16 protein-coding genes are annotated in these 19,890 nt (G+C 70.1%); 8 read left to right on the plus strand and 8 right to left on the minus strand.

What is annotated here, in order from left to right; translation table 11 throughout:
- Positions 1 to 264 precede the first annotated feature (264 nt).
- On the minus strand, positions 265 to 2,037 hold the full coding sequence (locus ABZ484_RS31885) for an FAD-dependent monooxygenase (RefSeq protein WP_358869407.1): 1,773 nt from the start codon (positions 2,035 to 2,037) through the stop codon (positions 265 to 267).
- Positions 2,038 to 2,054: 17 nt separating this feature from the next.
- Complete coding sequence (locus tag ABZ484_RS31890; RefSeq protein WP_358869408.1) at positions 2,055 to 3,983, minus strand: maleylacetate reductase and hydroxyquinol 1,2-dioxygenase domain-containing protein; 1,929 nt, start codon at positions 3,981 to 3,983, stop codon at positions 2,055 to 2,057.
- Between the two features lie 732 nt (positions 3,984 to 4,715).
- On the opposite strand from ABZ484_RS31890, the gene ABZ484_RS31895 reads away from it, so the two are divergent.
- Positions 4,716 to 5,564 (plus strand): alpha/beta hydrolase, encoded by an 849-nt coding sequence (locus tag ABZ484_RS31895; protein ID WP_358869409.1) that lies wholly within the window; start codon positions 4,716 to 4,718, stop codon positions 5,562 to 5,564.
- 120 nt (positions 5,565 to 5,684) lie between these two features.
- Here ABZ484_RS31895 and ABZ484_RS31900 read toward each other — a convergent pair whose 3' ends face one another.
- The 4 genes from ABZ484_RS31900 to ABZ484_RS31915 form a co-directional block, all read right to left on the minus strand.
- The gene (locus tag ABZ484_RS31900) at positions 5,685 to 6,272 is read right to left on the minus strand and encodes a TetR/AcrR family transcriptional regulator (RefSeq protein WP_358869410.1); all 588 of its coding nucleotides are present in this window, start codon (positions 6,270 to 6,272) and stop codon (positions 5,685 to 5,687) included.
- Positions 6,273 to 6,753: 481 nt separating this feature from the next.
- The gene (locus ABZ484_RS31905) at positions 6,754 to 7,776 is read right to left on the minus strand and encodes a methyltransferase (RefSeq protein ID WP_358869411.1); all 1,023 of its coding nucleotides are present in this window, start codon (positions 7,774 to 7,776) and stop codon (positions 6,754 to 6,756) included.
- Between the two features lie 351 nt (positions 7,777 to 8,127).
- Positions 8,128 to 8,922, minus strand: a complete 795-nt coding sequence (locus ABZ484_RS31910) for an oxidoreductase (RefSeq protein WP_358869412.1) — start codon at positions 8,920 to 8,922, stop codon at positions 8,128 to 8,130.
- Positions 8,923 to 9,000: 78 nt separating this feature from the next.
- Positions 9,001 to 9,576, minus strand: a complete 576-nt coding sequence (locus ABZ484_RS31915) for a TetR/AcrR family transcriptional regulator (RefSeq protein WP_358869413.1) — start codon at positions 9,574 to 9,576, stop codon at positions 9,001 to 9,003.
- A gap of 547 nt (positions 9,577 to 10,123) precedes the next feature.
- Here ABZ484_RS31915 and ABZ484_RS31920 point away from each other — a divergent pair.
- From ABZ484_RS31920 to ABZ484_RS31950, 7 genes are all read left to right on the plus strand, one after another.
- Positions 10,124 to 12,544: a SpoIIE family protein phosphatase gene (locus tag ABZ484_RS31920; RefSeq protein ID WP_358869414.1), complete on the plus strand. Its 2,421-nt coding sequence runs from the start codon at positions 10,124 to 10,126 to the stop codon at positions 12,542 to 12,544.
- Positions 12,545 to 12,767: 223 nt separating this feature from the next.
- Complete coding sequence (locus ABZ484_RS31925) at positions 12,768 to 13,157, plus strand: DoxX-like family protein (protein WP_358869415.1); 390 nt, start codon at positions 12,768 to 12,770, stop codon at positions 13,155 to 13,157.
- Complete coding sequence (locus tag ABZ484_RS31930) at positions 13,127 to 14,077, plus strand: hypothetical protein (protein ID WP_358869416.1); 951 nt, start codon at positions 13,127 to 13,129, stop codon at positions 14,075 to 14,077. Before ABZ484_RS31925 ends, ABZ484_RS31930 begins: the two co-directional genes overlap by 31 nt.
- Positions 14,074 to 14,838, plus strand: a complete 765-nt coding sequence (locus ABZ484_RS31935; protein WP_358869417.1) for a DUF2071 domain-containing protein — start codon at positions 14,074 to 14,076, stop codon at positions 14,836 to 14,838. Before ABZ484_RS31930 ends, ABZ484_RS31935 begins: the two co-directional genes overlap by 4 nt.
- Positions 14,835 to 15,581 (plus strand): methyltransferase domain-containing protein, encoded by a 747-nt coding sequence (locus ABZ484_RS31940; protein ID WP_358869418.1) that lies wholly within the window; start codon positions 14,835 to 14,837, stop codon positions 15,579 to 15,581. The genes ABZ484_RS31935 and ABZ484_RS31940 overlap by 4 nt, the downstream gene beginning before the upstream one ends.
- A complete protein-coding gene (locus tag ABZ484_RS31945) occupies positions 15,578 to 16,006 on the plus strand; it encodes a hypothetical protein (protein ID WP_358869419.1) in 429 nt (142 codons plus the stop codon). The genes ABZ484_RS31940 and ABZ484_RS31945 overlap by 4 nt, the downstream gene beginning before the upstream one ends.
- 162 nt (positions 16,007 to 16,168) lie before the next feature.
- The gene (locus tag ABZ484_RS31950) at positions 16,169 to 16,579 is read left to right on the plus strand and encodes a Rid family hydrolase (RefSeq protein ID WP_358869420.1); all 411 of its coding nucleotides are present in this window, start codon (positions 16,169 to 16,171) and stop codon (positions 16,577 to 16,579) included.
- A 236-nt stretch (positions 16,580 to 16,815) separates the two neighbouring features.
- Here the strand turns inward: ABZ484_RS31950 and ABZ484_RS31955 are convergent, their stop codons facing one another.
- Entirely contained in the window at positions 16,816 to 17,796 is a 981-nt protein-coding gene (locus ABZ484_RS31955) for a C-terminal binding protein (protein ID WP_358869421.1), read from the minus strand.
- A 43-nt stretch (positions 17,797 to 17,839) separates the two neighbouring features.
- Positions 17,840 to 19,630: an IlvD/Edd family dehydratase gene (locus ABZ484_RS31960; protein WP_358869422.1), complete on the minus strand. Its 1,791-nt coding sequence runs from the start codon at positions 19,628 to 19,630 to the stop codon at positions 17,840 to 17,842.
- Positions 19,631 to 19,890: the final 260 nt, after the last annotated feature.

The following is a 19,890-nucleotide window of genomic DNA, read 5'->3' on the forward strand; positions in this document are numbered from 1 at the left end:
CCTCGGCGCCTTCCACCTGCACGTGGTCGTCCAGGCCACCCTCGGCCCCGCCCTGGTCCCCCCTAAAGCCACCGGCCGGGCGAGGCCACGTGCGCGGAGTTCCCCGGGTGACTACGAGGGCGGGCGGCGCGCGAACGCCGTGTTCTCCGAGGTACGAGCCCGTGATCCGGGCGACGTCGGCGCGAGGATCGGCCCCCCCCGACGACAACGCCGCAGATGGGTGTGCCAGGGCCCGCGTCCGCGCCATGATCCGCCGGACAGACCCTAACGCGCCAAAACGTGCCGGAGCGCGTCGAGCAGTTCGTCCTGCGCCGACTGCGCGCTTTCCGGGGCGGTGGCCCGGCGCCAGGCCACGTGGCCGTCCGGGCGCACAAGGAGGACTCCGTCCTCGGCGATCTCACTGACCCGGCTCCATTCGCCGTACGGGTCGCGGAGGTCGTCGGCGCCGACGCGCACCACGTGCAGCGGCACGCCGAGGGCGTCCCGGCAGGCGCTCGCGGCCGTGTCCCAGACACCGCCCGACAGACCGGTCAGCACCGTGAGGACACCGTCACCGACGACGTCCAGCGTGGACAGCCGCTCTCCCCGCGCGTCTACGAGCCAGGCGTGCGGGAGTTTGGCGCCGGGCCGGGTCGTCGGCCGGTGCACCAGTTCCCGGTCCTCGTCCCAGACTTCGGCGCCGTCGTCGTCGGGGAGCACCGCCGAGGAGACGTAACGCTGGTTCATCTCCACGCCGTGCGCGTTGAACTCGTAGTTCTTGAGCTGGATGGCCTCTCTCAGCAGCCGCCTCTTCTTGGCGCCCTCGGGCGTCCGCGCCCGTATCGCCGCGAGTCCTTCGGCGATGGCCTCCTCGTCGCTGCCGCCGCCGACGCCGAGCACCTCGAAGACCGGGCCGAACTGGTCGCGGCTGAGGTTGGCCCGCTCGACGATCTGCCGCCCCACGGGGGCGCGTTCGGCCGTGTAACTGTCGAGGAGCGCCTGCCCGGCCTCGCCACGGATCACCATCGCCAGTTTCCAGGCCAGGTTGTACGCGTCCTGGACGGAGGTGTTGGAGCCCAGCCCGTTGGACGGCGGGTGGCGGTGCACGGCGTCCCCGGCACAGAAGACCCTGCCGGAGGAGTACTGCGTGGCGTAGGCGTGGTTGACGGTCCACAGCGAGGTCGACGTGATCTCCACCGGCAGGCCGGGATCGCCCACGAGGTCGCGCACGATGCTCCGCGCGGTCTCTTCGTCGACCTGAGGCGGCGGTTGCTCGATGTCGTAACCCCACACCAGCAGCCACTCGTTCCACGGGCGGACCATGCGGACCAGGCCCATGCCGATGCCACCGGTCTCCGCCCCCGGCCTCAGCACCCAGTACAGGACGCTCGGCCGGTGGGCGCAGTACCGGGCGAGGTCGGCCTTGAAGACGATATTCATGCTGCCGGCCTTGGCCATGCGGCCGGCGAAGGGCAGGCCGAGCTGCTCGGCGACCGCGCTGCGTCCACCGTCCGCGCCGATCAGGTAGCGGGCCCGTACGGTGAACTCGTCGCCGCGGACCCGGTCGCGCAGCACGGCGGTGACGCCGTCCTCGTCCTGGGTGAAGCGGAGGAACTCGGTGTCGAAGCGGACCTTGGCACCGCGGGCCGCCGCATTGTTCACCAGGATCGGTTCCAAGTATGTCTGCGGCAGGTCGATCATCTCGCACGGGCTCTTCGACGCGTACTCGGTGGCCGTCGCCGGGCCCGTGCCCCAGCTGCGGATGCGCCCGATCTCGTCTCCGGTGAGCGCCGTGCACACAACGGTGTCCCCCATGAGGTGGGACGGGCTGCCGAACGTCATCGCCTCCGACTCGACACCCAGGTCACGAAGAACCTCCATGGTGCGCTGGTTGGTGATGTGCGCCCGGGGCGTGTTCGCCAGCCAGCCGTACTTCGTGACCAGCAGGGTGCGGATGCCGTAGGTGGCCAGCAGGAGCGCGGCCGAGCCGCCGGCGGGGCCGCTGCCGACGACGAGGACGTCGGTGTCGTACGGGTGGTGTGCGTCGGTGGTCGTCATGGGTGGGTGCTCCTCGGTCATCCGGCCAGGGGGGCGAGACGGAAGGTGTAGTCGAGACGGCACCATTCGCCGTCGAGCGGCCGGCCGTCGGGGGTGGGGCCGGTCTGCGGGGCGAAGTCGACGACGAGCTCGTCCTTGACTCCGAAGACGGTGTCGCTGTCCAGGTAGGCTCCGCCGGCCACGAACAGCTGGGTGACGAGCCGGCGGTGACCGGGTGCGTCGAACATGAAGTGCAGGTGGGGCGCCCGGTAGGGGTGGCGTCCGACGGCGTCGAGCATCTGCCCGACGGGCCCGTCCCCGGGGATCGGGTAGTGCGAGGGAAGGATGGACCAGAACGTGATCCGTCCCTCGGCGTCGCTGCGCAGCCGGGCGCGCAGCACCGGCCCGTCCAGGTCGGGGAGCTGGACGTCGTAGAAGCCGTCCTCGTCGGACTGCCACACGTCCACGACCGCGTCCTTGACCGGCCGGCCGTCGGTGTCGGTGACTCGTACGTCCACCCACAGTGGGGTGCCGTGCAGCCCTCCGGAGATGTCGCTGCCGGGTGCGGCCTCGGGCGGGCCCTCCACATAGAAGGGGCCGAGCACCGCCGACGGGGTGGTCTCGGGTGTGCGGGAGTTGGTGAGCAGGTCCACGGCGCTGGAGATGCCGAGGGTGTCCGACAGCAGGACGAACTCCTGGCGCGTCGGGCTGCAGATCTGTCCGGTGCGGGTGAGGAAGTCGATGGCGTACTGCCATTCGGCATCGGTGACGTCGTTGGCCGCGACGAAGGCATGCAGGTGCCGGACGAGGTCGCTCAGCAGCGTGCGGACGCGCGGGTCCGGGGCCTCGGCAAAACTGGCCACCACCTCCTCGGTCAGCCGGGCCAGCTTCGACTCCGTGGACGGCGGGCCCTGAGGACGGCGTCCCTGCCAGGCGCCGTCCAGCAACTGGGCGATGCCCTCGGTGGTCAGCTCGCGCGGATTCGGGTACGGCGTCGAGGCGGCCAGTTCCGCCGCGCGGGCCAGGCCGGTCTCCGGCATCCCGAGTTCGCGCAGCGAGGTGGGGCCGCCGAGGGAGACGACCAGGTCGTACACGCCGCTCGGGGCGTCGGGCACGCCCAGCGCCTTGGCGATGCGGCGCATCACGTCGGGCACCGCGGGCGCGTTGTAGGCCATGGCGTGCGGGAGCACGACGGTGTGCGTCTGGGCGTGCGGCAGGTCGAAGCTGCCGCCGAGGGTGTGGCACAGCTTGTGGTGCAGACCCATGCCGACCGTGGCGAGACAGGTCCCGGCGAGCCAGGCCGCGTACAGCAGATCGGCCCGCGCCTCCCGGTCGGCGGGGTCGGCGGCCAGCCGGGGCAGCCCCCGCGCGATGTGGGAGACCGCGTCCAGGGCGTGCTGGTCGGTGACCGGGTCGGCGTCTGCGGAGTACAGCGCCTCCACGGCGTGCGCAAGGGCGTTGACGCCGCTGGTGACCGTCATGGGCAGCGGCAGCGTGAGGGTGAAGTCGACGTCGTAGACGACGGTTTCGGGCAGGATCGCCGGGGACGACTGGGTGACCTTGCGCCCGGCCCGCGTCTCACCGAGGACGGGGGTCACCTCGGAACCGGCGTATGTGGTCGGCACGATCACCTGCGGGAGGTCCGTGCGCAGGGCCAGCGCCTTGGACAGGCCGGTCGTCGAGCCGCCTCCGACGGCGACGATGCCGTCGGCCGCGGCGTCCGTCAGCACCTCGAGCGCCTGCTCGGTCACCTCCACCGGGGTGTGCATCGCCGCGCCGTCGAACTCCGCCGCCAGCAGGTCACCGAGCGCCTCACGGACCCGCGCGGCGGCCTCCGCCACGGGCGGGCTGGACAGCAGCAGAATCCGGGAGCAGCCGAGCCGCTCGACCTCCTGGCGCAGCCGGCCCACGGTGCCGGCACCGAAGACGACCCGCGAGGGCGGGGATGTGTGGGCGAACGTACGCATGGGGCTGTGCCTCCGCTTGTCAGCTGGGGTACGTCGGTCGTCTGAGCCCCGAGTATGCGCAGCGTGACCAAGCGGTTTCCTGCACATTGCGCGCGTCCGGCTGCAGGAAACACGCGCGTGTTCCGGAGCCGGCGGGCCGCACGCGACATGCCGGGGGACGGCGCCCGCGCGCTTGTTCCGAGCCGTGGAGCGACGCTCGGCCCGTCCGGTGGCCACGCCGCCGGGTTCGGCTCCCCCCAGGTGCCGGAGAACTGCGGGCCACGGCTTCGTGGGCAACTGCGACTGGACCACTCCACCGTGCGCCGCTTCGCGCCCGCCACTGGCATCGACGAGGGTCGATCCCCGGCCACAAACGCCGACACACACGCCGCAGTCCGCCCCGCCTGCCCCCAGGTGCTCGGCTCACCGCCTGGACGCGCTCGCCGAGGACCTTGAGCGACTCGCTCATCCACCGCCACGACCCCTCGGCCAGTCCGGATGGACTGCGCGGCGACGACGGCATGTTCTCCGTCCGACCTGTCGCTGCGCGATGGTGAATCGGCGTTCATTCCCCGCGGAGGGTGTGATCTATCTTCCCCCGCCCCTTGTTGCCCGTGCCGGGCCCCCGCCCTACCGTCAATGTGAACAGAACGTTCCATCTACGCATCCTCCGGAGCCCCGACGGGCTCTCGTCCGTCCGCTCCAGAGCGGCGGACATCCGAGGCTGCGCACATCACTCAAGGATGAAGACAGGTGTCCCACCATCGCTCCGGCCGCCTCGCGGCCATCGTCACCACGGGTTTCGCCCTCGCCGCCAGCGTCGGCACCGCCGCATTCGCCACGCCGGCCCACCATCCCGGGCGCGAGGCGAAGCCCACGATCGTGCTGGTGCACGGCGCATGGGCGGACTCGTCCAGTTGGAGCGGGGTCGTCAAGCGCTTGCGGGCCGACGGCTACAAGGTCTCGGCTCCCGCCACGCCGCTGCGCGGTCTGAGCAGCGACTCGGCCTATCTGGCCGACTACCTCAAGACCATCAAGGGCCCGATCGTCCTGGTCGGCCACTCCTACGGCGGCGCCGTCATCACCGACGCGGCCACCGGCAACTCCCATGTGAAGGCACTCGTCTATGTCGCCGCCTTCGCACCGGACAAGGGTGAGAGCACCGCGGACCTGGTCGCCGAGTTCCCCGGCAGCCACCTCAGTGACGACCCCCACGCCGCCCTGCCCACGGCCCTGAGCCCCGTCCCCTTCACACAGGCGGACGGCAGCACCGGGACCGACCTCTACATCAAGCCGGACAAGTACCGTGACGTCTTCCTGAGCGACCGGGTCAACACCGCCAAGGCCGCGGAACTCGCCGCCACGCAGCGTCCCATCACGGCGCAGGCAGTCGGCGAGCCCTCGGGGACCCCGGCCTGGAAGACGATTCCCTCCTGGTACCTGGTCGCCCACGACGACCACACGCTTCCCGCTGCCGCGGAGCGCGCCATGGCCGCCCGTGCCCACGCGCACACGGTCGAGGTCGCCGGCCCGCACGCCATCGCCGTGACCGACCCGCACGCCGTGACCCGCCTCGTCGAGCAGGCCGCCACGGCTCGGTGACCTGGCCGGGCCGGCAGCGCTTCTTCGAGATGCCGGACCCGCAGGCATCTTCGCCCCGCTGGATCTGACCCAGCGGGGCGAGGAGCAACCGAAAACGCGAGCAGGGAGTACGGGAGCCGCTCAGCGGGCTGCGACCAGAGCGGTCACTCCGTGCTGCAGGACGGCGCTCGCCGCCTGGGCGTCACCGAGGTAGCCCGCCACCATCGCGCCGTCGCGCAGGGCCACCATGGAGTCGGCGGACTGCTCGGGGCTGGTCGCGCCGAGCCGCCGGAACGCGTCCACCAGTACCCCGCGGAACCAGGCACGGTGCCGCAGCACCGCACGGTGGATCACGCTTGCGGGGTCCGGATACTCGGCGGCCGCATTGATGAACGGACAGCCGCGAAACCCCGCGCCGCACACCTCGTCGCCGATCCCGTGCGCCACCGCGGCAAGGAATCCGGCAGGGGAAGGGATCTCCTCCGCGGCCGCGGTGACGCTCTCCCGGATCTTCCGGTCGGCCGCCTCGAGGTAGGCGCGCACCAGGTCGTCCTTGCCGTCGAAGTGCCGGTAGAAGGTGCCCCGGGCCACATCGGCCTCCGCCATGACGCGATCCACCCCGACGCCACGGATGCCCTCGCAGTAGAAGAGCCGGCTCGCGGTGACCAGTAGCCGGTCGCGGGCCGCGGAGCGGCGAACCGGGGCGGACACTCCCTCTGTCTTCGACATACCGTCCAGCATAGAACGGTCTTTCTCTTTCCCGTCCGGCACACGGTGAGACGTCCGGAGGCGGGAGGGGAAAAGCCGGAGAAACCACCGAGGTCACTGCCCCTTGGGGCGCGTACCGGTCGCACAGGCGAAGCGGGCGTTGCGGGACGGTGTCGGCATCGACACTCTGCCCGCCACCGCGCTCGAGTCCATCGATGTCACGCGGGCGGGTCCGGCCAGCGGCGTCAACAACGCGGCCGCGCGGGTGGCGGGGCTGGTCGCGGTCGAAGCGCTGCCGGTGCCGACCGGGATGGGATCGGACGTCTGTCAGGACGCGGTCACCTTCAACTCTTCGTTCCAGAAGGCCAAGCCGATCTGCGTGGGGGGACTCGTCGTCGGTGCGGTGCCGGCGTCACCCGCAGCATGGCGGAGGGGGATGCCGAGCGGGCAGGCCGGGCCGCTCGGCATCCCCCGCGTCACCGCAAGATGCCGCGTCCCACGCTCACTTGGTGGCGTAGATGGCGGAGTAGCCGCCGATCAGGCTGCGTGCCTCCACCTTGGCGAAGCCGACCGACCGGAGCCACTGCGTGGCGTCCGCGACGGTGTACTCGGAGCCGCCCTCGGTGTCGATGAGCATGTTCAGCGACAGCATCAGGCCGTAGGTGTTGTGGCGGCGCTCGTCGTCGATCATGGCGTCGTAGACGATCAGGGTGCCGCCCTCCGGCAGGGCGTCGTAGGCCTTCTGCAGCAGGAACAGGCGCTGCTCGAGGTTCCAGTCGTGGAGGATCTGGCCCATGACGTAGACGTCGGCCTCGGGCAGCGGATCGGCGAAGAAGTCGCCGCCGTGGAAGGCGAGGCGGTCGGCCAGGCCGTGTGCGGCGACGAACTCTTCGAACACCGGCTGCACGGGAGGCAGTTCGAAGACGGCGCCGGTGATGTCCGGGTTGCTGCGCAGAACGGCGGCCGGGACGGCGCCGAGGGCTCCGCCCAGGTCGATGACGTGGCGTCGCCCGGTCCAGTCGAAGTCGGCGGCGAGGGCGCCGGCCAGCGGGGTGCTGACGCCGTTCATACCGTTGAGGAAGGTGCGCCAGGCGACGGGGTCCTGGCTGAGGGTGGCGAAGAACGGGGCGCCGCTGTGGGTGACTTCGTTCTGCAGGGTCCCGGTCTTCAGGGCGTCGGTGAGGTTGTTCCAGAAGCCGAAGAGACGGGTGTTGGCCATCTCTAGGATCCCGCCCACGTACGACGGCTTGGCACGGTCCAGAAACAGGTCCGCGGCGCTGGTGTTGGCGTAGGTGCCGTCCTCGTCGCGGGTGAGCACCCCGAGCGACACGAGTGCGTCGAGGAAGTCCGCGGAGGACCTGGAGTGCAGGCCCACCTCGGCGGCGAGCGACACGCGGTCGCGGCCGCCGTCGGCCAGCACGGTGAAGATTCCCAGCTCCACCGCGCTCAGGAGGGTCTTGGAGGCCATGAAGCCCAAGCCGAGCTGCAGGAGCGGCTCAGGGGTGATCGGGTCGTTGACCGACATGCTGTGTTCTCCACTTGATTCAAGAGGTTGAATTGTAAACAATTTTCAGGGCGCGCCCGTCCGGGCGGCTGCCGTGAAGGTGCCGCCGTCAGGGGCGATTCCAGTGGGCGGGACCGGACAGGAGGGGCGGTCAGACACCGTGTCCCATGACGCCGTCGGCATCGGCCGCGTTCCCGTGACGGCGGCCGGTGGCGCGTTCTCGCACGATCGGTCCGTCAGGCGTGCGCGACAGGCAGGCCTCCGCCGGCTGCGCGCAGAACGGCGAGAGGTTGCGCGTCCGGCGCCGCCGCTCGCGGTGTCGCGGCCGGTGGGCCTTGACGCCGGATCGCGAGGTGATGCGTCGAGGATCAGTCAGAGGGTCTTGATCTGGCCGCCGTCGATGACGATCTCGGCTCCGGTGATGTTGCCCGCCACCGGCGAGGCCAGGAAGAGGGTGAGATCGGCGACCTCGTGCGCCTCGGTGATCCGGCCGGAGGTGATCCCCATGCTCTGCGGTACGACCACGTCGAGCGCCTCCTGCGCCGTGACTCCGGCAGCCGCGGCCATGGCGTCGGCGAAACCGCCCGAAGCGGTCCAGAAGGGAGTGCGGACCGGGCCCGGGGAGACCGCGTTGACCCGGACACCCTGCGGCGCGAACTCCTCGGACAGCGCCTTGTTCAGGTTCGTCAGGGCCGCCTTGGCCGCCGAGTAGTCCACGACCATGGGGAAGGGCAGCCGGGCGTTGATCGAGCTGATGTTCACGATCGCCCCGCCGCCGTCCTGGACCAGGTGGGGCAGTGCCGCCCGGCTCACCCGTACGGCACTGAAGAACGTGACGTCGAAGATCCGCTGCCAGTCGGCATCGCTGACCTCGAGGAACGACTCCCGAGGCTCGGCCGCGCCGACGTTGTTCACGAGGACGTCGACGCGGCCGTATTGCTCCACGGCCTGCTGGACCAGCCGCTCGGCCCCGTTCGCGGTGGACAGGTCGACCGACACGATCGCGACGTCGTGCTTCGCCGCCAGGGCGTCCAGCTCGGGCGTGGAGGTGCGGCTACCCGCCACGACCTTGGCGCCCTCGCCGGCCAGCTTCTCGACCACGGCCAGGCCGATGCCCTTGCTGGCCCCGGTGACGACGGCGACCTTGTCCTTGAGATGCAGATCCATGACATTTCCTTACTGGATTGTTCGATACAGAATTTTGGCAGGAAGAGCGCCGAATGGGCGCGGGGAGCGCTGCGGCGGTCAGTCCAATGCGCGCATCGCGGTGGTCACGGCGTCATCGACGAACTGCCGTCCCATGCCGGCCCGGCCGACGACGCGAATACCCTGGATGAACGTGGTCAGGAACCGGGCGAGCTCCCGCGGATCCTTCTGCGGTGAGAGTTCACCCCGCGCCTGCGCCCGTTCGAGGACGCCGGCGAGGAAGGACTCGACCTGCCCGATCGCGGTGCTGACGCGCTCGGCCGCCGCGGGCTGGTCGCCGCACTGCGTGGAGGCGTTGACCACGAGACACCCGCGCGTCGGGTCGGCCAGGTCCGCCTCGATCATGGAGGCGAGCATCAAGCGGACCGCGGGCCTGAGCTCGGCCGTCTCGTCGAAGATCTTCTCCAGGCCGCTGCCCTGGAGAGTGGTGTAGCGCTCGAGGGCGCGGAGATAGAGCCCCTCCTTCGAGCCGAAGGCCGCGTAGAAGCTGCCGCTGCCTATCGACAACTCCTTCAGCAGGTCCTGCAGGGACGTCTCGGCGTAGCCGCGGCGCCAGAACAGGTCCACGGCGCGGTCCACCGCCTGGTCGATGTCGAACTCCCTGGTACGAGCCATGTCGATAGAGTAGCGCCCTTTGTGGATTAGTCAATCAACTATGCTCCGCGTCACGTGGCGGCGGTTCGAGGGCGGCGCCCTTCCCTTGCCCGCCACCCTGACGCGCACCAGGTCGGGGCCGCCCTCAGAGTGCCCGTGATGCTCGCCCTCCCGCTCTGGGGGACGCGTGGCTTGAAGGCCCGCCCCTGGAATACGCCGGAGCACGCCGCCGTGTAGGCGCCAAGCCATACATATGGTGAGGGCGTAAGAGGGGTTCCGAGAACGGCGAAGCGGACAACAGGACTGCCTCATAGGGAACTTCGCCGCAGGCGTGCCATGCGCCGTGCCCGCCGTGAGCACATCTGAACGTGGTTACGGCCTCCTTCCCGCACATCCGGAGTAGGCATCCGGGAGACACTTCCGGAGGGAGAGTGCGTGAGTGCCAGTCGTTGCGCTGTTGACCGGGAGGGAGGACAAATATCGCGCTCACGGGCCCAGTGCCGGAGAATGACGTGAGACTGGAGGATTCCGTCCATAGGGGCACCGAGTACATCCGACCGGGAGTGCCATGACTGCGGCTCCAAACGACCGAGGCCACTCCCCTCAGCTGTCAGCTGCCCTCGCGGGGGCACCGGCGACCGCTCTCGTGGACGGTGCAGTCAACGTCATCGGATGGTCCGAGGCAGCCCAGGCACTGCTGGGCTACCGAGCAGAAGAGATCCTTGGCCGATCCGTCAACGCCGTGCTTACGTCCGACGGCTCTCTGTCGCTGCCCGAGAGGGGCGAATGGAGCGGAGTCACGCGTGTCCGACACCGCGCCGGACACGATCTGCGGCTGGAGATCCGCCTTTGCGCAATGGGGGGTGCCGAAGGCCGAGGCTGCTGGCTGATGGCCATGTGCGTCCCCGGGGAAGCATTCTCGGGAGTGAACCGCTCCTTGCTGGACGGCCTGCTCTCGCACTCCCCCGTCGGCATGGCCATCATGGACACGGACCTCAGGTACGTGTGGTTCAACGATGCCCTGGTGCGAACCTCCGGCGCTGCGGACCGACTGGGACGCACTGTCAGTGCCGTCTTCCCCGCCGAGAGAGTTGCGGGGGGTGAGGCCATGATGCGTCGCGTCCTCGAAACAGGCGCCCCCGTGGTCGACTTCGAGTACCGCGGGCCGACCCTCTCGGACCCGACCGGCGACCACATGTACTCGGCGTCCTTCTTCCGTCTCGAGGACGACCATGGGAGCGCCACAGGTCTGTGCTATCTGGTCGTCGATGTCACCGAGCGGTGGCGCAGACATCAGCGAGAACTGATACTGAGCCGGGCCCACGCGTGCGGCAAGCAGCTGGATCCCGTCCGAGCCGCCCAGGAACTGGCGGAGATCTGCGTGCCGGATTTCGCGGACCTCGTGAGCATCGACCTTGCCGAAGCCGTGGTCCAGGGCGGCGAAATCCTCGAAGCATCCGCGCAAAGCTCCGTCCACCTGCAGCACGCTGCCCACAAGGTCGCCTCGGGGGTATGCGCAAGTACCCCCGAAAGAACGGGGGACGCCGTGGTGTACGGCCCGGAGTCGTCGGCCGCGCGATGTATGGCCAGTGGGGCGGGAATCTTGGAAACCACATTGGATGCGACGCTCAGCGCATGGGGCGAGGGCGCGACCGGACGTGTCGAGACGATCGACGAAGGCATGTTTCACTCATCGATCATGGTCCCCTTGTGTACGGGCGGGATCACCTTCGGCCTGGCCACATTCCTGCGAGCCCGCAACAAGCAGCCCTTCACTCAGGATGACCTCTCCTTCATCCAGCAGTTCGCGGCTCACGGGAGTTCCGCACTCGCGGCCGCTCACCGCTTCACGCAGGAACGCAGGATTTCTCTCTCGCTGCAGCGCAGTCTGCTGCCGGGCCAACTCGGCAGCGGTGAAGCAGTCGAGATCGCCTGGCGCTACTTTCCCGCCTCCGAGGAAGCGGGCGTCGGCGGAGACTGGGTCGATGCCATCCCTCTGTCCGCGGCCCGGGTCGCCCTGGTTGCCGGCGATGTGGTGGGCCACGGGGTCAACGCGGCTGCAGCCATGGGTCGACTGCGTGCCGCCGTTCACACACTGGCCGCCATGGACCTGCCCCCGGACGAACTGCTCGCTCATCTCGACGACTTCGTCAAACGGCTCGGCGAGGAGCAGCCGCGGCTCAAGGATTCCACCGAAGGGGACTACGGCCTCCTAGGAACATTCGGTGCCTCCTGCATGTACGCCATCTACGATCCCGTTGCCCGCACGTGCACGATGGCATGCGCCGGTCACCCCCCACCGGTGGTCACGCAGCGTGACGGAACGACCTTCGTACCGGACCTCCCCGCCGGTTCACCTCTGGGAGTGGGCGAAGTTCCGTTCGAGTCCGTCGAGATCTCCTGCCCGGACGGCAGCTTGCTCGCCCTCTTCACGGACGGTCTGGTGGAGGACCAGACCAGGGGCATCGATGAGGGCGTGGCCGAGCTGCGTTCCATTCTCCGTGATCCGGGCGCGCCTCTTGAGAGATTGTGCGACGACGCCGTGGACGCTCTGCTGTCCCTCCCGCTCCGGGACGATGCCGCCCTCCTGCTGGCCCGCACCACATCGGTCCCCTGCTCCCGCGTCGCCACCTGGGAGATCCCCGACAACCCCGCGACTGTCAGCGATGCCCGAGCCCTGGCCAATCGGCAACTCGACGAGTGGGGCCTCGGCGACTTGCGGTTCACCACCGAACTCATCGTCAGCGAGCTGGTCACCAACGCCATCCGCTACGGCTCCGCGCCGATCCGGCTGCGCTTGATCCGCCACGACGTGCTCACCTGCGAAGTGGTCGACGGCAGCAGCACATCACCGCGGCTGCGCCACGCAAGGACGACCGACGAAGGAGGCCGCGGACTGTTCCTCGTCGCCCAGGCTTCGCAGCGGTGGGGCTACCGCTACACAAGTTCAGGCAAAACGATCTGGGTGGAGCAGGACCTCCCCGGGTGAGCCGTAGGGGCCAGCCCAGTTGCCGAGCTCGACCTTGCTCTTGTCGACGTGCTCCTCGAACTCCGCTCGCTCCGCGGGTGCCACGTCGACGTACTTGCTCCCGGGACACAGGGCTCGGCGGTGGCTGAGGAAGTCCTGGTAGCGCTTGACGATTTCCTCGGCGAATGAGGCTCCCGAGGGGGCCGGAGCTCGCCCTGGACGGTGCGGCAGGCATGATCACCCCGTGACGAAGACGTGGCGGGTCCGGGCGGCGCGGTGGGCGATCGCCCTGGTGTGGTTCTACGAAGGGTTCTGGTGCAAGATCTGGCCGGGGCGGGCGGACCAGCGGGCGATCGTGGGCGATGTGCCGTTCCTGCCGGGGTGGGCGGTGACGGGAGTGCTCGTCGGGATCGGTCTGGCGGAGGTCGCGATCGGCGCATGGGTGCTGAGCGGGCGGCGAGCGCGGTCGGCGGCGCTCGTGCAGACCATGCTGGTCGTGGCGTTCAACCTGGGCGGTCTGCTCTTCAGCTCCGGCCAGATCGACGAGCCGGGGCGGCTGGTGACGCAGGACCTGGCCTTCCTGGCGCTGATCTGGATGGTGACATGGATGGTGACCTGGACGGCGGCCGAGTGAGCGGGACACCGTGGGCGCGCGGTCGGCTGCTCGGCGGATTCGGCGGTCCGCGCCTGCTCTTCGGGCGGATGTACGAGGACTGGGGTGTCGAGCTGGCGGTCTTCCCACCGCCGGGCGCTCGGGTGCTGTGCATCGCCTCGGCGGGGGACACAGCGGCAGCCCTGCATGCCGCGGGATACGAGGTGACGGCCGTCGACGTCAACCCGGTACAGCTCACACACGCGCGGGAGCGGCTGGCCGGTGGCGGGATCCGGGAGGGCACGGCGGAGGCCGTCATGCGCCTGGGCCGGGGCGCCGCGGCGCGGTTGCTGCCCTCGTGGCGGCAGCGAGAGCTGCACGGCTTCCTCAGGCTGGACGATCCGGCGGAGCAAGCTCGCCGCTGGCGGGAGGAGCTGGACACCGAGGGGCTGCGCCGGCTGATGCGGGTGGCGCTGCGCCCCGGCGGAGCCCTGGCGGTGGCGCTGCGTCCGTCGTTCGCCGGTGTCGTACCGACGCGATTCGACGAGGCGCTGCGGCGGCGCCTCGAGCGCACTGTCCGCACGCATCCCAATGCGCGCAACCCGTGGTTGTGGCGGCTGCTGGCGGGCGAGGAGCCGCCGGGCGCCCCGGCGCTGTGGGCACCGGGCGTCCGGCTGGTGTGCGACGACGTGGTGCACGCGTTGGAGCAGGCGCCGCGCGGCGGCTATGACGCGGTGACGCTCTCGAACGTTCTGGACGGGCCCGGCGCCGACTTCGCCCGTCGGCTGCGGTCGGCCGTGCGGCACGCCGTGCGGCCCGGCGGGGTGGCGGTGGTGCGCAGCGTCCGTGAGCCGGGTCCGGACGGGCCTGGCTGGGCGGCACAGGATCGCTCGGCGTTGTGGGGCGTGGTACGGGCCGTGCGTCTCGGGGGCGCTGCCCCGGATCGGAGGATCGAGCCGTGAGGCATCTGCTGCAGCGCCATCCCGTCGCGGTACGTACACGCTTCGCCCACTCACTGGTGTTGACGTACGCGCTGCCTTCCGCGGTGCTGCACCCGCTGGTCCCACCAGGCCTGGAACTGGACACATACGGAGACCACGGGTTCGTGGCGGCCGCGCTGGTGGACACCCGCGCCCTGCGCCCGGCGGTCCTGCCCGCATGTTTCGGGGCGGACTACCTGCTCACCGGTTACCGCGTCTTCACCCGCTTCCGCACGCCGGGCGGGCGTGTCATGCGAGGACTGCGCATCCTGCGCAGCGACACCGACCGCAGGCTGATGGTGCTCGGCGGCAACCTGCTGACCCGCTACAACTACCGCCTGGCCCGGATCAGGGCCGGGGCCGAGGGCGAGTCGCTGGAGTTCCGCGTGGACAGCGCCGACGGCCGGGCGGACCTGCACGTGCGGGCGCACCTCGGCAGCGCGCCGGCGCCGCTGCCCGCGGGCAGCCCCTTCAAGGACGCGCGCGCCGCCCGGCGCTTCGCGGGCCCGCTCCCTTACACCTTCGAGTACGAGCCGCAGACCCGTTCGATGATCGTGATCAAGGCGTTCCGATCTCACTGGGACCCGCAGCCCGTCTCGGTCGACGTGCGCCGCCTGACCTTTTTCGACCACGGTCCGTTCGCCGGCACGCGGCCGCTCCTCGCCAACGCCTTCCACGTCGCCGACCTGGAGTACGGCTGGGAACGCGGCCTGCGCCGGTCCGAGAGCGGGAGCGAGCGGTGACCCGCCGGTCGGGCGTGCGGGACGTGATCGCCTACAACTGGCCGCAGTACGCCGCCGGCCTGGCCACCACGGCGGCCTTCACCGCCCTGGGCGGCCGTCTCCCGTACCCGCTGCGCACCATGGCTCGCGCAGGCTCAGCGGTCGCTGTCGGTCTGCTCACTTCCGCAACGGTCGCGAGCTGGCTCGTCTACGACCGCTCGGAACTGTACGACTACGACTGGTTGGACACGCTGCTGCCGCGGACGCCGTCCGAGTACCTGGTGGTGGGCACCGGCCTGGACGAGGCGAGCGCCCCGCTGGCCGCCCGCTGGCCGGCCTCCCGGCAGGTCACCGTCGACCTTTACGACCCCGCTGTGATGACCGAGGGCTCGGTGCGCCGGGCCCGGCGCCGGGTGCCCCCGCCACGGCACGCCCTGCCCGGCCGTCCGGATGCCCTTCCCGTGCCCCGGTCCGCGATGGACGCCGTATTCCTGATCTTCGCCGCCCACGAACTGCGGCAGGTGAACGACAGGGAGCGGTTGTTCGAGGAATGCGCCCGGGTGCTGCGCCCCGGCGGGCGCCTGGTCCTGGTGGAACACCTCAGGGACGGCCCGAACACGGCCGTCTTCGGGCCGGGTGCCTGGCATTTCCTGCCCCGCGCGGAGTGGCTCCGGCTGGCCGCGCACGCCGGTCTGCTTCCGGCGGCCGAGCATCGCATCGCCCGCCTGGTGACCGCGCTCGCCTTCACCAGGGGACCGGCATGACCCACCTCCTCGCTCTCACCTGGCAGTTGCGCCTGGTCGGTATGGCCCTCATCGGCATGGGGCTGCTGCACCTGGTGCTGCCGCGCATCCTGGGCTGGCCGGACGACCTCGGCAACACCAGCCTGCTGACCCGGCAGGTTTCCTACGCGCATCTGTTCTTCATCGGCCTCACCTGCGTGCTGTTCGGCGCACTGTCGCTGGCGTTCGCCCGGGAGCTCCTGACCGGCGGATCCCTACCGACGGTTCTGTTGTGCGGGCAGACCCTGTTCTGGGGCCTGCGCTGGGTGATGGAGTTCGCCTATTTCTCACCGCGGTTGTGGCGGGGTCATCGGCTGCGGACGGCGGGTCACGTCGCACTCTCCGTGCTGTGGACGTGGGTGACCGCCGTGTTCGCGGTGGCGACGGTCCACGCCGCGGGCCAGTAGTGCTTCGTCGCGAGCTGACGTGGACAGCGACGTCGAGATCCCGGTGCCGTCGGCGGCGAGGTCTGGGCCGCCGGGGCGGCGGGAAAAAGGGGGAGGCGGGCGCCACCGGGCTGTTGGCAGGATGTCCGGGTTCAACACCCAGTGGGAAAGGACCCGACGACCGTGGCCCATGCCATCACTTTGATCCGCTCCGCTTCCCTGTCCGACGTCGCCGAGTACGCCTACGCGGCGACGGCGCCCGCCGAGTCCCGCCTGATCTTCCTCGCCGGGGCATGTCCCTTGAACGACGACGGCTCCACCGCAGCGATCGCCGACTACGCGGGCCAGGCACGAAAAGCCGTCGAGAACATGCGCACTGCTCTCGCTGCCGCCGGCGCGTCCCTGAGGGACGTCATCAGTACAAGGGTCCTCGTCGCATCGAGCCGGCGGGAGGATCTGGTGGCCGCCTGGCAGGTGGTCCGGGACTCGTTCGCCGACCATGACGTCCCCAGCACCCTGATGGGCGTCACCGTGCTCGGCTACGAGGACCAGCTCGTCGAGATCGAGGCCGTCGCCGCCGTACTCGATGCGTAGAACCGGCGCCGGCGCACTCCCGCACCCGAGCGCGGCCCGGACCGGATGCGCTCCGCTGGAGCATCACGCACACCAGGCTGCCGGCCGCTCGCCAGGGCGGCCGGCAGCCTGGACGGGCACCCGTCCAAGGCCAGCCAGCTCATGGCGGGCTCCCCGGCTCGGGTCCGCCGCTACCGGGCCCCGAAGCTGCCCCGGCAAGAGTTCCGGTGCCTTCCAGAGCCCATCGACATCACGCCTCAACCCGAGCGGCCAGAGCCGTCCCGGTGCGGGCGGGAGCCGGCCGTCAGGTCGTTGACCGGGAATCGCGCCGCCTGCCCGGTCAGAACCCGTACGGCCTCTTCCGCGGCGATGGTCCGTACGGTCCTCACGGCTTCCTCGGAGTAGTAGGCGGCGTGAGGTGTGACGATCACGTTGGGCAGCGCGAGGAGCGGGTTGCTCGGGCGCCATCCGCGTTGTTTCGCGGGTTCCTCCTCGAGGTCGTCCAGCGCCGCGCCGGCGATCCATCCTTCGGTGAGCGCCTCATGGATCGCCGCATCCTCGACGATGGGCCCGCGCGCGGTGTTGACGAGGATGGCGGTCGGCTTCATCCGGCGGAGTGTCGCACGGTCGAAGGTGTGGTGCGTCTGTGGGGTGAGCGGCGCTTGGACCACCACGTAGTCGGCGCCTTCCACCAAGTCGTCGAAGGACACCGGCCGGACCCGGGATGCCCGGATCTCGGACTGGTCGAGAAACGGGTCATGTGCCCAGACCTCGGCACCGAACGCTTTCGCGCGTTCGGCGATGAGCTGTGCGATGGAACCGAAGGAGAGCAGGCCCAGCACCTGTCCCCTCAGTCTGTGGATGGGTTCTCCGGTCCGCCAGTGCCACTCGCCCTGTCGGGTCGCGCGATCGTACCGGCAGATCTTGCGGGCGGCCGCGAGCCAGAGCGCGACGGCGTGATCGGCGACCTCTTCGGCGCACCATTCGCTCGGTGCGTTGGTGACCTGGATTCCGTGCCGGGTCGCGGCATCGACGTCGACGATGTCCACGCCCGTGCCGTAGCGGGCGATCACCCGGCAGCGGGTCAACGCGTCGATGGCGCGGGAACCGACGTGCGCGTACTGGGTCAGGACGCCGCCGCACTCTCGTCCCGCTTCGATCACCTCGTCCTCGTTCTTGCACTGCGCGGCAACGAGCCGGAGTCCGGCACCTTCGACGATCGCGCGTTCGATGTCCACATCACCGAAGTCGAAGTCGGCGATCAGAACGGTCTCGCTGGAGTCAATGCGAGTCACGAGGGATCCCCTTGGTGTGAACGAGATCCTGGTACGCCACCGCGAGCTCCAGGCAGCCCCCGCTGTCCAGCTGGCCGACCGTAGAACGGTAGATCTCCTGCCACGGCGTCTGGTGCTCCAGTGCCGGGGGTGTGTAGCGGGCCAGGCGCTCGGCGATCTCCTCGTCCGGCAGCAGGACGTCGACGCGTGCGTTGTCCAGGTCGACACGGATCCGGTCGCCGGTGCGCAGGATGGCGAGATTGCCGCCGACCGCGGCCTCGGGGCTGGCGTTGAGGATGGACGGTGCGTCCGACGTACCGCTCTGCCGGCCGTCACCGAGCGTCGGCAGCGCCGCGATGCCTCGCTGGACCAGCGCCGGAGGCAGCTCCATGTTCACGACCTCGGCCGAGCCCGGATATCCGACCGGCCCGGTGTAGCGGATGACCAGAATGCAGTCCTGGTCGATGCCGAGCGCCGGGTCCTCGATACGAGCGTGGTAGTCCTCCGGCCCGTCGAAGACGACGGCACGGAAATCGAATGCCGACGGCTCGCCGGAACGCGGCGAGCAACGGGCCCGGAAGGCGTCCGTGAGCACCGACATTTTCATGATCGCGGAGTCGAACAGGTTCCCCGTCATGACGAGCAGTCCGCCGTGCGCGGTGACGGGGTCCTCGTAGGGGCGGATCACCGCCGGGTCGCCGGGCGGGACGTCCTCCAGGTTCTCGGCCACCGTACGGCCCGCGACCGTCACGGCATCACCGTGCAGGTGCCCCGCTTCCAGCAACGCCCGCATGACCGCAGGGACACCGCCGGCGCGGTGGAAGTCCTCGCCGAGGAACTCCCCCGCGGGCGCGAGGTTCACCAGCACCGGAATGTCGCGTCCGACGTACTGCCAGTCCTGGTTGGTGAGATCCACCCCGACGTGACGTGCGATGGCGTTGATGTGGATCGGCACGTTGGTCGAGGCGGCGATGGCCGATGCGACGACGATCGCGTTCTCGAAGGCCTGCCGGGTCATGACCTTGCGGGGGGTCAGGTCCTCTCGCACCATGGTCACCGCCCGGCGGCCTGTCTCGTAGGCCATCTGCGCCCGCTCGCTGTAGGGCGCCGGGATCGACGCGCAGCCGGGCAGGGACATGCCCAGGGCCTCGGCCAGACTGTTCATCGACAGCGCGGTGCCCATCGTGTTGCAGTGCCCGATGCTGGGTGCGGAGGCGGTCACCCGTGCGAGGTATTCGTCGTGGTCGATCTGTCCACTGGCGAGCAGCCGCTTCGACTGCCAGATCACCAGCCCCGAGCCCGTCCGCATGCCGCGGTGGTAGCCATTGAGCATGGGGCCGCCGGACAGGACGATCGCCGGGATGTTCACTGTCGCCGCCGCGGTCAGGCACGCGGGTGTGGTCTTGTCACAGCCCGTCGTCAGGACCACTCCGTCAAGCGGATATCCGTACAGGACCTCGACCAGGCCGAGATAGGCGAGGTTGCGGTCCAGCGCCGCGGTGGGGCGCTTTCCGGTCTCCTGCAACGGGTGGACGGGGAACTCGAACGGGATGCCACCACTGTCGCGCACCCCGGCCTTGATCCGGTCGGCGAGGCCGAGATGGTGCCGATTACAGGGAACCAGATCATTACCTGTCTGGGCGATGCCGATGATCGGCCGGCCGGACTGCAGCTCTGCCCGCGTGAGACCGAAGTTCAGAAAGCGTTCGAGGTAGAGAGCCGTCATCTCCGGATTCGCCGCGTTCGCCCACCAGGCCTGGCTCCGCAGCTCCCCCGAGGTTCCCTTCGTCGCCGACATGGTCAGCTCCCGGCCGAGCAGTCCGGGCCCTCGCCCCGACGCCGGGCATGGCCGTGCCTCGGGAGAAGGCCTGCGCACTCCCCAGGCCGGTCGGCTCCCGCCGGCCCGGGCGGCCTCTTCGACGAGTCGGGCCCGTCCGCTCCGGCCATGGTGCGTCCTGTCGTCGCGTGCTGGACAGCCACGGATCCTCCTCGGCTCGACGGTGGCGGGTGATTCAGGCGCTGCCGGCCATCGCCCGGGGCGGCACCACCTCCAGCTTC

Source organism: Streptomyces sp. NPDC006393, assembly GCF_040628575.1.
Taxonomy (GTDB): domain Bacteria; phylum Actinomycetota; class Actinomycetes; order Streptomycetales; family Streptomycetaceae; genus Streptomyces.

Bases quoted from the DNA above. Each gene is read 5' to 3' on its own strand.
- ABZ484_RS31885 (WP_358869407.1), bottom strand. From the start codon at position 2,037: ATGACGACCACCGACGCACACCACCCGTACGACACCGACGTCCTCGTC.
- ABZ484_RS31890 (WP_358869408.1), bottom strand. From the start codon at position 3,983: ATGCGTACGTTCGCCCACACATCCCCGCCCTCGCGGGTCGTCTTCGGT.
- ABZ484_RS31900 (WP_358869410.1), bottom strand. From the start codon at position 6,272: ATGTCGAAGACAGAGGGAGTGTCCGCCCCGGTTCGCCGCTCCGCGGCC.
- ABZ484_RS31905 (WP_358869411.1), bottom strand. From the start codon at position 7,776: ATGTCGGTCAACGACCCGATCACCCCTGAGCCGCTCCTGCAGCTCGGC.
- ABZ484_RS31910 (WP_358869412.1), bottom strand. From the start codon at position 8,922: ATGGATCTGCATCTCAAGGACAAGGTCGCCGTCGTCACCGGGGCCAGC.
- ABZ484_RS31915 (WP_358869413.1), bottom strand. From the start codon at position 9,576: ATGGCTCGTACCAGGGAGTTCGACATCGACCAGGCGGTGGACCGCGCC.
- ABZ484_RS31920 (WP_358869414.1), top strand. From the start codon at position 10,124: ATGACTGCGGCTCCAAACGACCGAGGCCACTCCCCTCAGCTGTCAGCT.
- ABZ484_RS31930 (WP_358869416.1), top strand. From the start codon at position 13,127: ATGGATGGTGACCTGGACGGCGGCCGAGTGAGCGGGACACCGTGGGCG.
- ABZ484_RS31945 (WP_358869419.1), top strand. From the start codon at position 15,578: ATGACCCACCTCCTCGCTCTCACCTGGCAGTTGCGCCTGGTCGGTATG.
- ABZ484_RS31960 (WP_358869422.1), bottom strand. From the start codon at position 19,630: ATGTCGGCGACGAAGGGAACCTCGGGGGAGCTGCGGAGCCAGGCCTGG.